Below are 12,753 nucleotides of genomic sequence, written 5' to 3'. Positions count from 1 at the left end.
GGTCAGGCGTTTGAGTGCTTCGTTGTGTTTTTTGCGAAGGCTTCTGAAGAATAAAGCACGAAAGCGGGGCCGCCGTGTGCAAAATCGCCCTCGGTGAATGCCAGGCTGCCAATCTTTTGGGCGGCCGCTGCGCTGATGAAGGGTTCAACCTGGAATGCCGCATCGACAGCCTTGTTGCCCAGGGCAGCCAGGGCATCGGGGAATGACATGGTGACCAGATTGACATCCTTGTCGCCAAGCCCGACAGATTTGAGCGCCTGATTGACGTTGTAGTGACCGTTGGCGCCAACAGTCAGGATGGCGATTTTTTTGCCTTTCAGGTCAGCAGGCGTTTTGTAGGCGCCTGAGTCGATCAGGTCCTGCCGAACCAGGGTGCCGGTGGCGCGGTTGTCCTTGTCGAGTGTGTTCAGCGGCATCAGTCCAACCAGACCAACATCGCGGCCAATGGCATTGAACAGGGCGGCACTGAGCGACAGCAGGCCGACCTCAAGCTGGCCGGTGGCCAGTTGGGTGACGGTGTCTGCGCTGGTGTTGGCCCCCGCAGCGGCATCCAGGAAGACCTCCAGCCCCTGCTCTTTGAAATACCCCTTGTCGTTGGCCAGATACATGCCACCCAGGCCAGCCAGTCCGGGCGAGTTGATGCGGATCTTGACGGGCGGATTCAGTGGTTCGGTGGCCGCTGCCGCTGCGGCTGTGGCGGTACCAATCAATGCGGTGCCGAGAATGGCGCCCAGCAGGCGCCGCAAGCCAAAAGCAGATTTCATGTTTGTCTCCAGGATTTTATAAGTCACTCGGTTTTTGATTGCTTGCGCATGGAAAAACGAGTCGGGTCATTTGCCCTAACACAATAGTATTCAATATTGCCTAATTTAACAAGTTAGACTAAATGTTTGTTATGCATATATTGACTAGCAATCTAGAATGCAAATTAACATGAAAGTTGTGTTTTATGGATGAGGAAATCACTCATAGGGTTTGTTGCGTGCCGGACACGAAAGCGTCACATGTCGCGCCAGTGCTTCTTCGCAGGCGAAAAAAGCCCGCGTGTCAGCGGGCTGGAAACAGAAGTGTTGCGTTGTAGAGCGACAGGTTTTCAGTAAACCACCCGGTTGCGCCCTTGTTTTTTGCTTCGTATAGCGCGGCGTCGGCGGTTGAATACGCGTACTCGAAGGCGGTTCCGGGTGCGCTCCAGCTGATACCGAAGCTGGCAGTTACCGGGTGTTGGGGAAGGCTTTCAAAGGTGTGGCAGGCGACGTTGTGGCGGATCGATTCGGCGATGGCAGCGGCGGCCTGCAGCGAGGTATCGGGCAGCAGTATCGTGAATTCCTCACCACCCACGCGACCGATGGTGCCTTGTCCTTCCAGGACCTCGGACAGGCGCTTCACCAGCTCGCGAATTACAGCATCGCCGGCGGGATGACCGAAGGTGTCGTTGATGCGCTTGAAAAAATCAATGTCCAGCATGACCAGTGAAAGGGGCTGATCCTGAAGGAAGCGCTGGGCTTCCTCGAAGACGGCGCCCCGGTTCAGGCTGCCGGTCAGGGTGTCATGCCGTGCCTTGTAATCCAGCTCAGAACTCAGTTGCTGAAGTTTCAGGTTGACGGCATTCAGCTCGGCCTCAGTGCGGTCGCCATGGCGGATCAGCCGGTGGGTTTCCCGCATCAGGCGCCGGTAGTTCTGGGTCAGTTCAAGCAAGGCTTCACGATAGGTGCCAGCCTCAAGTGCAGGGTTTGCCGCAGTGGCACTGGGCGTCGGCCAATGCCGCCATTTCCAGTTCAAACAAATCTTTGTCCACGGTCAGCCTTGCAATGCATGATCATGAAAGGTCAGATCAGTGAAGTCCTCGCACAGTTCTTGCCCGAATTCGTAGATGGTGTCGTCATCTTCATCGTGAAACCAGTTCAGCACGACAGGGGTGCCGTCGCCGGCTTTTTCATTCAGCGCGTCAAACAGGGCAAACAACATTTTGGTGCTCGAACTGTTGAAGTAGGCCAGCGCAACATCGACCGTGATGGGCGCTGAACTGCCGTCGTTGGCCAGAAACTCGCGGACGGCCGTGATGATTTCCCCCAGAACAGGGCGGCGTTTTCGGGGTAGGCCTCGCCCTTGATCGACAGGTGCCGTTCGCTGAAACGGAAGTCAATTTCGGGAGAGCTGGCGGTGGCGGCAATATAAAGTTCGGTCATGATTCCACAGTCTCAAGGGTGTATCGGCCCGGTCAATACGGGCCCGGTACTCAGATGGTGGCCTTAAGGTAAAAAAGGACGTTGTCGCTATCGGTGATAGGCAAAAACTCGAACTCGAGCGGGGCGCTGGCATCGCGTGCGACAGTTAACAGGCCCAGACCGGCACCCTTGCTTTCCTCTGCGGTATCGGCACGCAACATCTCTTTGTATTCGCGTTTGATTTCGTCAATCGTCAGTGTGCGCAGATGATCCAGTTTTTGACGCAGCTGGCGTGCCACATCGTTACGAATGGGGTTGGCACAGTGCAGGTAGAAGTGGTCCGCTTCTGTCGAAATGCAGATGGAGCCATGTCGGACTTCATGGTCGAAATTTGCGCCGTCATTCTGGGCGTAAGCGTCGGCCGAGTAGTGGATGATGTTCTGTGTCATTTCAATAAATGATGAAAACAGCTTGCGTCGCGTGCTGTTGGTGGCGCCCACGTACTCCGTGCGCAATTTTACGGCGTCAGCCACGGCGGCAATGATCGCCTGCGAGAAATAGCCTTCATAGTAAAAAACGATGTCACGGTCGCCGATGCAGTCACATAAGATGCGCCAGTGGCGGCTGCGGTTCTTGGGGTTGATCAATACGTTCGGGGTCATTTGCGAAAAGCTCAGGGTGTGTCGTGTCAGTCAACGCGGAACGCCAGAAAGGTAACGTCATCGCGTCTCGAGTGCTGGTCTTGGTACGTGCGCAGTTCAAGCTTGATCAGCCGTGTGATTTCAGCGGCGGGCAAGGGTGATACCCCAAGATGGCCTGTCGCAGACGGCGTTTGCCAAAAGCAATGTTCTTGGGGCCACCGATCTGGTCGGTCAGACCGTCGGTAGAGCAGCACACCAGGGTTTTCGGATCCAGTACGGTGGTGTGGTTTTTCCATACCATGTCGGTGGGGGTGTCCACATAGCCCAGACCAGTCCGCTCGCCATCCAGTGTCTGTACGCTGGCTTGGCCGGGTGCCAGAATGAACAGGGGCATTTTGGCGTGTGCGCTTGTCAGCGTGCGTGAGCCAGTGTCAAACCAGAAAAATACGGCATCCATGCCGTCATTCGAGGCCTGCATATTCGCGCTGGGTTCGTGTTGTCCCAAGGCTTGCTTGATGCCCTGACTGACTTGCGCCATAAGCCGTGCCGGGTCGCGCGGGCCGTTCTGGTCAAGTGCATGGCGTAGCGCTGACGATGCAATCAGTGTCAGAAAGGCACCGGGCACACCGTGACCAGTGCAGTCAGCAATCGCGGCAAACCAGCCATCGTCAAAGGGCTGGAAGTGATAAAATCGCCGCCGACGATATCGCGTGGTTCCCACACGATATCGACATCGCTCAAGGTGGTTTTCATGGCACCCAGCGATTCATTCAGCATGGCGCGCTGGATGGTGCTGGCATAGTCAATGCTTTGCATGACCTGGCGGTTTTTTCGGTTTGCAGGTCGACCAGTACCTGCATCAGGTCGAGCCCTGCGCCTACGCCGGCAAATGCGCCGTCCTGAACGATCAGAAAGCCATCAACCAGTGTCTTGTCGCCGGACGCGACGGCGCGGGCAGCTAATGTTTCAATCGGTGTGTCGGCCTCGACAATCAGCGGGGCCTTGTCCATGAATGCGATGCAGCTTTTCTTTTCGTACAGTTCCCGATAATACGGGCGCGACATCTGCGACATGAAAATATTCCGGCTGATCAGGCCAATGGGCTTGCCGCGTTCAAGTACGGGCAAACTGACCAGTTCGCGATGCTCACCGAAGGTGTCCATGACTTCGGCATTGGTCATGTCGGAAGTGATCGCAGGCACCCTGATGATCAGAAGTTCTGCGGTTGGCCGCTGTGTTGCGACCCGCGGGGCAGACAACGCGTCGAATTGAGGGGTCACGATGACGGTCTCGGTACGCTGATACATGGAAACGGCCTGAGGGTAGCCAGACAGGCCAGAATGTCGACATGATAGGGGTTGCGTGTGACCGTAGCGTTACAGCAGCGGCGCAACCGGGTTGCGCCGCAACAGCGTCTTGTCTTACTTGACGATGGCTTCCAGCGCGATGTCGATGGTGACTTCATCGCTGACGGCAGGAGCGAATTTTCCGGCGTTGAATTCGCTGCGCTTGATGACGGTTTCAGCGTTGGCGCCAACCGCTTCTTTTTGAGCATGGGATGCTCGCCATTGAAGAAGGACGTGACCTTGAGCGTGACCGGTTTGGTGATGCCCTTGATGGTCAGATTGCCTTCAATGCTGACGGGTTTGTCACCCTCGAAGACGACTTTTGTCGATTTGAAAGTGGCGGTTGGAAACTGGGCGGTGTCAAGGAAATCAGCGCCTTTGATGTGACCGTTGAAGACCTCAACGCCGGTATCAACCGAGTTCATGTCGATAGTGACATCCACTTCGGCTTGCTTGGCGGCTTTGTCCAGAACGACGGTACCTGTGGTTTGGTTGAAACGCAGAATCTGCTTGGACATCCCCATGTGGTTGTACGAGAACCGCGGGAAGGTGTGTGTCGGATCGATGGTGTAGGTTTGGGGGCGGCAATGGCCTGGCCTGCAAAGAAGGCGGCAAATGCAGCGGCGATCAGTGTTTTTTTCATGGAAACTCCTGGTTGGTAAGAAGTGGGTCAGGGTGTTGCAGCAAGGCTGAAGTGGCGTTTGAATGGTTCAGGGTTTTGCAACAAGGCTGAAGGTGATGGTGATGTTATCGGCAACAATGCTGAAGTCTTTCCATTGGCCTTCGCCAATATTGAAGTCAGAACGCTGCAGGGTGAACTGCCCTTTGAACACGCCATTATCTGCGGTTTCCGTGACAGTAAACGGCACGGTGATGGGGCGGGTGTTGCCCTTGATGACCAGGTCGCCAGCGGCTTCGAAGCGGTTGTCGCCCAGCGCTGTCACTTTCCTGGCGGTGAATGAGGCCAGAGGGAATTTCGCTGTATTCAGCCATTCGTCTTTGGCCAGTTCAGTGTTGGCTTCCGCATAACCTGCATCGACGCCCTTGAGGGCAATTTCCAGCGCAATCCTGGCCGTGTCGGGTGTGGCCGGATCAAATTGCAATTCTGTGGCCTTGACTTCACTGAACCCGCCGGTCATGTCGACATTCATTTGGCTATAGCCAAATGAAACCTTGCTGGCCGCGCTGTCCAGCGTTGTGTAGGTTGCTGCACCGGCGTTGCCGTACAACGCCAGACCCAGTACTGCGGCCAGAAGGGCGGGGCGGACCCGTGTGTGTGTGAAGATGTTTTTCATAATAAGTTCTGCGTATAAAAGATAATCAGCAGACCGGGTTGCAGTTCGTGATTAAAAAATTGCGGGTCGTGATCAAGGCGGGTTGCCTGTGATCACGTGTTACGTACAGAAAGCTTGCGTATTGCGTCTGCACAGATTAAGGGTTGCGTCCGGGCAGCATGCGGTTCAGGGTTTTATCCTTTTTCACCAACTGATGATGCAATGCGGCACCAATGTGGCCAATAACGGCAATCAGCAGGGTGTAGTTCAGTACGACATGGATTGTCTTGAGAAGTTCGCCCAGCTCTTTGTTTTTGGCGACCAGGTCGGGTAGCGGTACCACCCCGAACCACACCACCGGGAAGCCTTGGGCCGAACTCATGAGCCAACCGCTGACGGGAATCAGCAGCATCAGCGCATACAACACCCAGTGCCCCGTGTGGGCGGCCAGTTGCGCCATGCGGCTCATGCCGGGTGGAAACTCGGGGGGCGGTGAGTCAGGCGCCATGCCAGTCGTATCACGACCACGGCAAGCAGTGTGACGCCAGCCCATTTATGCCATGAATACAGCTTGAGCTTGTTGGGCGACAGCGGTAAATCGGCCATGTAAAACCCCAGGGCAAACGTGCCAGCCAGGGCCAGGGCAATCAGCCAGTGCAAGAAAATGGCGGTATGGGTATAGCGACTGATCATGACGATTCCTGAGGTTTTTAACGGCAATGTCGCCATTCTATTAGAAATAAAAATGGGGAAAAATACATATAATAGATAAAATAGTTCCATTTATGGAACAATTGGGTTGCCCATGTCAGCGATTGCCCTTTATGCCAATGACCTGATCCTTTTCGCCCATGTCGTCGACGCGGGCAGTTTCACGCGGGCGGCAGAATTGGCGGGTCTTCCCAAGTCAACGTTGTCCCGCCGGATTTCAGATCTTGAAAATATCCTTGGTGAGCGTCTCATGCAGCGCAGCACGCGTCGTCTCGCACTCACCGAATTTGGTGAAAGCATGCTCGAATATGCCCGCCGCCTGGTGGATGACACCGAAGCCGCCAAGGCGCTGGCCTTGCATCGCCAGTTACGGCCGCAGGGCCTGCTGCGGGTGTCTTTGCCACCCGAGTTCAATGAACTGAACCTGGTCAAGGTTATTTCCCGCTTTTCAGGCGAATACCCCGATGTCCGGCTCGAGCTTGACCTGTCATCCCGGCGTGTTGACCTGATTACCGAGCGTTTTGACCTGGCCGTACGTGTGGCAACCCAGCTGCCTGACGACAGTGCCTTGGTGGCTCGCCACATCATTACATTGCGCAATGGGCTGTATGCCAGTCCGGGGTACCTTGCGCAGCGGGGCACGCCGATGGCTCCTGCCGACTTGCAGGGCCATACCGGGCTGGTACTGGTGACCAGCGGGGGTGAGCAGCAGGCCTGGCGGCTGTCGTCGGGCAGTGCCCGTTGGGAGGGCTTGCCGCTGCACTTGCTGTGTGCCAATTCGATCGGGCTGCAGCAGGCGCTGGCGGCCAACGGCTTGGGTATCGTGGGGATCTCGGCGACATTCGCCAGGGGCTGGTCGGGCAAGGGCAACTGCTACGCATCTTGCCGGAATGGGAGCTGCCGCCCACGGTGGTCTGGTGCGTGACACCGGGTCGGCGACTGTTGCCGCAGCGCACTCTGGCCTTTATTGAAACGCTGAAATCCGTGCTCGTGGAAAACCCTGATGGGGTATAGTCAGAGTCCGGCACGTTAATGTCATCGTTACCGTTTGTTTGGTCTTTGTCAGCAGTTCATGAGCGACGCACAGCAAAAAATCTTCGAAATGGCGGTCATGCAGTCGTGGAACGCCATCGTTATCACCGATGCCGATGTGCGCGGTGGTTGCAAGGTGCTGGTTGCCAACCCTGCGTTTTGTTCAATGACGGGCTATACCCTTGACGAAATCAGGGACCATGACCTGAAAATGTTGCAAGGGCCGGATACTGACCCCGAGGTCATTGCGCATTTGCGTGAATGCCTGAAAACGGGTCGGCATTTTGATGGTTCCACCGTTAACTATCGCAAAGACGGTTCCCCGTATATCGTGCGCTGGAACATTTCCCCGGTTCGTGACGAGGCGGGTGTCATTACGAATTATGTTTCGGTACAGCAAGACCTTACCGCGTTTCGCGAAGCCGAACGCAAGGTGCAGTTGCTGGCACGGGCGCTTGATGTCACCAGTGTGCCGGTGGTCCTGACGGACACCTGCTCCAGAATTATTTTTGCCAATACGGCATTTGCCAGCGTCACGGGTTATCCGGTTGACGAACTGGTTGGCAAGACCCCGGCCATGCTGCGTTCAGGCCAGCATGGCAAGGCGTTTTACGACGCGCTGCGTGAAGCGTTGGCCAGCGGCCAGGATTTCAGTGCCACCTTTGTCAATAAGCGTCGCGACGGCTCGCTGTACCATGTCGAGCAGAATATTTCCCCCTTTACGACGATAACGGCAAGGTTTCTCATTACGTCAGCGTCAGCAAGGACGTGTCCGAACGAGTCAAACGTGAAGCCCGGTTGCTGCATGAAGCGTCTGAAGACAAGCTCACGGCCTTGTATAACCGCCGGTATGGCGAAAAGTTGCTGGCCGAGGCCCATCAGCGTGCCCGGGCGCTGGGTACCGACCTTACCCTCATCGTGTGCGACATCGATTTCTTCAAACAGGTCAATGATCGTTTTGGCCATCTCGCCGGCGATCAGGTCATCATGGATGTCGCCACGATTTTGCGGGGTACGGTACGTGCGTCTGATGCCGTGATTCGCTGGGGGGCGAAGAGTTTGTCGTCGTACTTAACGATTGTGACCTGGGTGCAGGCAAAGACCTGGCCGAGCGCCTGCGCGCGGGCGTTGAGGCTCATCGTTCAGATGGGGTTGGCACCGTCACGCTTTCGTGCGGTGTTGCCAGTCTGAAGGCGCAGGAGCCTGCCGATGCACTCTTTGCGCGCGCAGATGCGGCCCTTTATCAATCGAAAAGCAATGGTCGCAACCGGGTAACGGCAGCCGGTTCGTTTTAGGTTGTCGCCGGTTCACCGTGCATCGCCTAAAAATCCTTGGCTGCCCCGGTATCAGGGGCAGCAGGGCAGGTAAAATCAATACTGGCGCTTTAACGGGGAAACGGAATGGCTGAATTGCAGCCTTTGGTGCTGGTTGTCGACGATGCCTTGCCTATTCGCGTGCTGTTGCGCGCGGGGCTGGCCAAAGCCGGGTACAAGGTTCTGGAGGCCGCAGATGGCCGTCAGGGGCTTGAGCAGTTCATTGCGCAACGTCCCGATCTTGTCCTGATGGACGTCAACATGCCTGAAATGGATGGTTTCGACAGCTGTCGGGCCATTCGTGGCCTTGACATCGGGCAGGCCACCCCCGTCATTATGCTGACGGGTTCCGACGACTACGAATCCATTAATCAGGCGTTCGATGCGGGCGCCAGCGATTTTGTCGCCAAACCGATCAATCTGCCTTTACTGGTGCAGCGCATCCGTTACGCCCTGCGCGATGCCGAGCGCGAGCAAACCTTGCGCCGGGTGCAGCAGCAGCACGACAACGCCCGCATGCTGGCCGGTCTGGTGTACTGGGTATACACGCCTGCTACCGGCGAACTGGCCTGGGCTGACCACACATCGCAACTGCTGCCGTGGCTGTCACCCTTGCCCGATCGTGCCGAAGCTTTTGCGCGTTATCTGGTGCCTGCCGACCGCAAGCGTTATCTGGATGTCATCGGCAGTGCAGTGCATAACGATGCCGCGCTCGATCTTGAAGTCCGCTGCGCGGATGTGACGGGAACCGAACACGTTATCCGGCTGGTCGGTCAAAAAGATAACGATGGCCGTCAAATCAATGGTGCCTTGCAAGACCTGACCCGCCAGCGGTCGCTCGAGCTGCAGGCCGATTACCTCAACTATCACGATGTTGTCACTGGTTTGCCGAATCGCAAGCTCTTTCTGGCGACACTCAAGCAATGGATCGAGTCGCCTGACGCCTACCTCATGCAGGCCATCGTGGTGTTTGAAATCCAGCGGTTTCAGGCCATTGGCAATGCGTATGGTGAAGCGGTCTCGGAAACCCTGCTGCGTCTGGTCGGTAACGAATTGCGGCAACTGGCGGGTGATGGTGCGTTTTGTGCGCGTCTTGAAGGGGCCCAGTTTGCCGTCCTGCTGCCCGTTGATTCCGATCTTTCTGCGGCAAGTTCGTTATCGGTGCTCGAGGCCCGTTTCCAGGGGCTGGACCGTGCCTGGGCCATCGAGGGTCGTGAAATTTTCCTGCGGTTCAACGCGGGCGTAGGGCTGGTACCTCACAAGGTTGGCTTGCAGCCGCTCACGCTGTTGCGCATGGCGATCAGCGCGCTGGGCAATGCCCAGACCGGAACTGCACCACTGACACTTGCGTTGTATCGCGATGAACTCGACAACACCGTGCGCAAGCGCCTGTTGCTTGAAAATGATTTGCGCCGTGCCATCGAGCAAGAAGAGTTTCAGCTGGCCTATCAGCCGCAGCTTGATCTGGCCAGTGGTCTGGTTGTGGGTGTCGAGGCGCTGGTGCGCTGGTCGACACCCGAACGCGGTTTTGTGTCGCCGGCCGAATTTGTACCCGTGCTCGAAGAAATGGGGCTCATCAACGTGCTGGGTGAATGGGTGCTGGGCGAAGGTTGCCGCCAGCAGGTTGCCTGGGCGCGTCAAGGTGTGGTGTTGCGCGTGGGTATTAATTTGTCGCCCGCCCAGTTTCAGCAGGCCAACCTGCCGTTGCTGGTCGAAACGCTTGCACGTAAAACCCGGGCTGATCCGGCCTTCATCGAGCTGGAAATTACCGAAAGCATGGCTATGGGTGACCCGCAGGCCACGATTGCCCAGCTTAACCAGTTGCGCGATGCGGGCTTCAAGATTGCCATTGACGATTTCGGCATCGGCTTCTCATCGCTTGAATATCTGCTGCGTTTTCCACTGAATACCTTGAAAATCGACCGTGCTTTCGTCACTGATCTGGCACGGGGGCGCCGCGATCGCGCCATTGTGCGGGCGCTGACGTCGTTGTGCCTCGGGCTGGGCCTCACCACCATTGCCGAAGGTGTCGAGACCGAACGCCAGCGCGATTACCTTGACGCCTTGGGCGTCAACGAAATCCAGGGGTATTTTCTGGGCAGGCCCATGCCGGCAGCCGATTTGCTGTCGTTCGTGCAAAATTACAATGCACAAAGCCAGGCACTCAAGCCGGCGTCCTGACGCAATGCAAAGGCCTACTCATGCGTAACGGCAGCGATCTCGAAAAGCTCTACGAAGCCACCGCCACCGGCGGGGTCAGGAATCGTTTCCTGGCCGTCATGAACCACGAAATTCGCACGCCCATGAACGGCATCATGGGCATGCTTGATTTGCTGCTTGAAACCGAACTCACTGTCCAGCAGCGTGAATACCTTGACCTGGCCCGGCTGTCGGCCCACAGCCTGCTACAAATCCTTAACGATGTGCTCGACCTGTCAAAAGTCGAGTCCGGACGTCTTGACCTGCAGCCCGAGCCGACCGATCTGGTCGAGCTCGTTGGTCTGGTGGTCAAGGCACTGGCGCCACGGGCCTGGTCCCGCGATCTGGTCATCAGCTACAACTTTGACGATGATCTGCCCCGGTTTGTACGACTCGATCCCGCCCGTTTCCAGCAGGTGCTGAATCATCTGCTGGGCAATGCCATCAAATTCACGGAAACCGGCTCCGTTCACCTTAACGTCTCGGCCCACGATGTCACTGACGCGCGGGCGGTGTACACCTTTCAGGTCATTGATACCGGTATTGGCATCGAACCCGCACGTTTGCCCACAATCTTTGATCCTTTCGTGCAGATCGACAACTCGGCCACGCGTCAATTCGAAGGTACCGGGCTGGGGCTGGCTATTTCCCGGGAGCTGGTCGGGCTGATGGGGGTAGCATCCGCGTCAGCAGCCAGACGGGTCAGGGCTCGGTATTCACCATTGAGCTGCCCTTCGAGCGCTGTGAGCCCGTGTTGTCGCCGGGCGATGACCCGGTCAACCTGTCGGGCAAGCGCATTCTGGTGGTTGATGACGAGCCGCTTGACCGGCGGGTGATGGTTGCCATGCTCGAAATCCTGAATGGCAAGCCGGATGTCGCCACTTCAGGCCCCGAGGCCGTTTTCAAGGCGCGGCTTGCAGCGCAGCGGGGCGAACCCTACGATCTGGTCATGGTCGATACGCACATGCCGGGTACGAACGGCTACGATACAGCGGCACAATTGTTGCAGGCCCATGCCGGGCAACTGTGCATCCTGATGGCAACGGCGTCGGCCGAGTCCGGTGATGCCCGCCGTTGCAAGGCGCTGGGTTTGCCCGGTTATCTCACCAAGCCGGTAACGTTGCAAGAACTGCGACGCGTACTGGGCCTGCATCTTCCGGGGTGCGGGTGTCGGCGCAAGGCGCGGCAGGTGCCGGTTTGCCGCTGCACGGTTTACGTGTGTTGCTGGCTGAAGACAACCCTGTCAATCAAAGTCTGGCGGTACGCCTGCTCGACAAGCTGGGTATGCAGACAACGGTAGCGCCGAATGGTCAACGGGCCGTTCAGCAATGGGTTCAGCAGTCATTCGATCTGGTGCTTATGGATATCATGATGCCCGAGATGGATGGTGTTGAAGCCACGCGTACGATTCGCCAATGGGAGGCCAGCGAAGGGCGGGCGCCGGTGCCTGTTATTGCCATGACGGCAAACTCGGGGCCTGCCGATCAGGCCGTGTATTTTGATGCGGGCATGAATGGTTGTGTGGCCAAGCCCGCCAATCTTGAACGCCTCGAGGCTGAAATACGTCGTGTGCTCGATGCGTTTGCGGCCGATCAGGTCGCCTGGCAGTCCCGTATTTCCCTGGACAGCCTGCTTGATACCGTGGCTACCGAAACGGCCGCAGGTGCCACCCAGGCGTCCGAAGCGGTTTCCGATCCAGAACCTTCAGTAAAACTTACGATGACAAACGACACAACGCTTTACGACTGGGACCGTGCGGTCGAAATTCTGGGTGGCGAGGAAGACCTGCTCCGGTCGGTGCTTGCCATGTTTCTCGAAGAATTGCCCGGTTATCTTGGTGCGCTTGACACCGATCTTGCCGCAGGCGACTTTGCGGGCGTTGCTCGAACGGCGCACACGCTCAAGGGGCTTTTGGCCACCTTTTGTGCCGATGCGGCCATGCAAGCTGCCGCAGCGGTTGAGCAGCAGGCCAAGTCAGGTCGGCCCGACGAACCGTCCATTGACGCCTTGCGCTCTGCTGTTGCAACACTTGCGCCGGCACTTGAACAACGTTTGTCGGCATAGGGGTCGTC

At 57.2% G+C, this 12,753-nt stretch carries 13 protein-coding genes and 4 pseudogenes; 7 read left to right on the top strand and 10 right to left on the bottom strand.

The genetic code is table 11. The features are described 5' to 3' along the window. Positions 1-2 precede the first annotated feature (2 nt). The 10 genes and pseudogenes from N7E01_RS05820 to N7E01_RS05785 form a co-directional block, all read right to left on the bottom strand. The gene (locus N7E01_RS05820) at positions 3-764 is read right to left on the bottom strand and encodes an ABC transporter substrate-binding protein (RefSeq protein WP_289174913.1); all 762 of its coding nucleotides are present in this window, start codon (positions 762-764) and stop codon (positions 3-5) included. A gap of 283 nt (positions 765-1,047) precedes the next feature. Next, positions 1,048-1,779 (bottom strand): GGDEF domain-containing protein, encoded by a 732-nt coding sequence (locus N7E01_RS05815; RefSeq protein WP_350494956.1) that lies wholly within the window; start codon positions 1,777-1,779, stop codon positions 1,048-1,050. A gap of 18 nt (positions 1,780-1,797) precedes the next feature. Further along, positions 1,798-2,186 (bottom strand): annotated as a pseudogene (locus tag N7E01_RS05810) (DUF1987 domain-containing protein). Positions 2,187-2,236: 50 nt separating this feature from the next. Next, a complete protein-coding gene (locus N7E01_RS05805) occupies positions 2,237-2,827 on the bottom strand; it encodes a SiaB family protein kinase (protein ID WP_289174912.1) in 591 nt (196 codons plus the stop codon). Positions 2,828-2,933: 106 nt separating this feature from the next. Beyond that, complete coding sequence (locus N7E01_RS18520) at positions 2,934-3,431, bottom strand: PP2C family protein-serine/threonine phosphatase (protein ID WP_350494955.1); 498 nt, start codon at positions 3,429-3,431, stop codon at positions 2,934-2,936. After that, complete coding sequence (locus N7E01_RS18515; RefSeq protein WP_350494954.1) at positions 3,413-3,622, bottom strand: hypothetical protein; 210 nt, start codon at positions 3,620-3,622, stop codon at positions 3,413-3,415. Before N7E01_RS18515 ends, N7E01_RS18520 begins: the two co-directional genes overlap by 19 nt. After that, positions 3,577-4,113, bottom strand: coding sequence for a CBS domain-containing protein (locus N7E01_RS18510; RefSeq protein WP_350494953.1), 537 nt, complete (start codon positions 4,111-4,113; stop codon positions 3,577-3,579). The genes N7E01_RS18515 and N7E01_RS18510 overlap by 46 nt, the downstream gene beginning before the upstream one ends. Continuing rightward, complete coding sequence (locus N7E01_RS19310; protein WP_434089561.1) at positions 4,083-4,670, bottom strand: YceI family protein; 588 nt, start codon at positions 4,668-4,670, stop codon at positions 4,083-4,085. Before N7E01_RS19310 ends, N7E01_RS18510 begins: the two co-directional genes overlap by 31 nt. A gap of 192 nt (positions 4,671-4,862) precedes the next feature. Continuing rightward, positions 4,863-5,447 (bottom strand): YceI family protein, encoded by a 585-nt coding sequence (locus tag N7E01_RS05790; RefSeq protein WP_289174911.1) that lies wholly within the window; start codon positions 5,445-5,447, stop codon positions 4,863-4,865. Between the two features lie 136 nt (positions 5,448-5,583). Then, positions 5,584-6,119 (bottom strand): annotated as a pseudogene (locus N7E01_RS05785) (cytochrome b). Between the two features lie 112 nt (positions 6,120-6,231). Here N7E01_RS05785 and N7E01_RS05780 point away from each other — a divergent pair. From N7E01_RS05780 to N7E01_RS05745, 7 genes and pseudogenes are all read left to right on the top strand, one after another. Beyond that, complete coding sequence (locus N7E01_RS05780; RefSeq protein WP_289174910.1) at positions 6,232-7,062, top strand: LysR substrate-binding domain-containing protein; 831 nt, start codon at positions 6,232-6,234, stop codon at positions 7,060-7,062. A gap of 147 nt (positions 7,063-7,209) precedes the next feature. Further along, positions 7,210-7,848: pseudogene (locus tag N7E01_RS05775) on the top strand (PAS domain-containing protein); the annotation flags it as partial. Between the two features lie 89 nt (positions 7,849-7,937). Beyond that, a pseudogene (locus N7E01_RS05770) lies at positions 7,938-8,464 on the top strand (GGDEF domain-containing protein). Positions 8,465-8,569: 105 nt separating this feature from the next. Continuing rightward, complete coding sequence (locus N7E01_RS05760) at positions 8,570-10,663, top strand: putative bifunctional diguanylate cyclase/phosphodiesterase (RefSeq protein WP_289174908.1); 2,094 nt, start codon at positions 8,570-8,572, stop codon at positions 10,661-10,663. A gap of 20 nt (positions 10,664-10,683) precedes the next feature. Continuing rightward, entirely contained in the window at positions 10,684-11,517 is an 834-nt protein-coding gene (locus N7E01_RS05755; RefSeq protein WP_289174907.1) for an ATP-binding protein, read from the top strand. Then, entirely contained in the window at positions 11,436-11,981 is a 546-nt protein-coding gene (locus tag N7E01_RS05750) for a response regulator (protein ID WP_289174906.1), read from the top strand. The genes N7E01_RS05755 and N7E01_RS05750 overlap by 82 nt, the downstream gene beginning before the upstream one ends. Then, on the top strand, positions 11,879-12,745 hold the full coding sequence (locus N7E01_RS05745) for a response regulator (RefSeq protein ID WP_289174905.1): 867 nt from the start codon (positions 11,879-11,881) through the stop codon (positions 12,743-12,745). The genes N7E01_RS05750 and N7E01_RS05745 overlap by 103 nt, the downstream gene beginning before the upstream one ends. Positions 12,746-12,753 lie beyond the last annotated feature (8 nt).

It is taken from the genome of Neopusillimonas aromaticivorans (assembly GCF_030344915.1).
In the GTDB taxonomy this organism is placed as follows: Bacteria; Pseudomonadota; Gammaproteobacteria; order Burkholderiales; family Burkholderiaceae_B; genus Neopusillimonas; species Neopusillimonas aromaticivorans.
The sequence above is the reverse complement of the archived record's forward strand: the minus strand, read 5'-3'. Positions and strand labels throughout refer to the sequence as shown.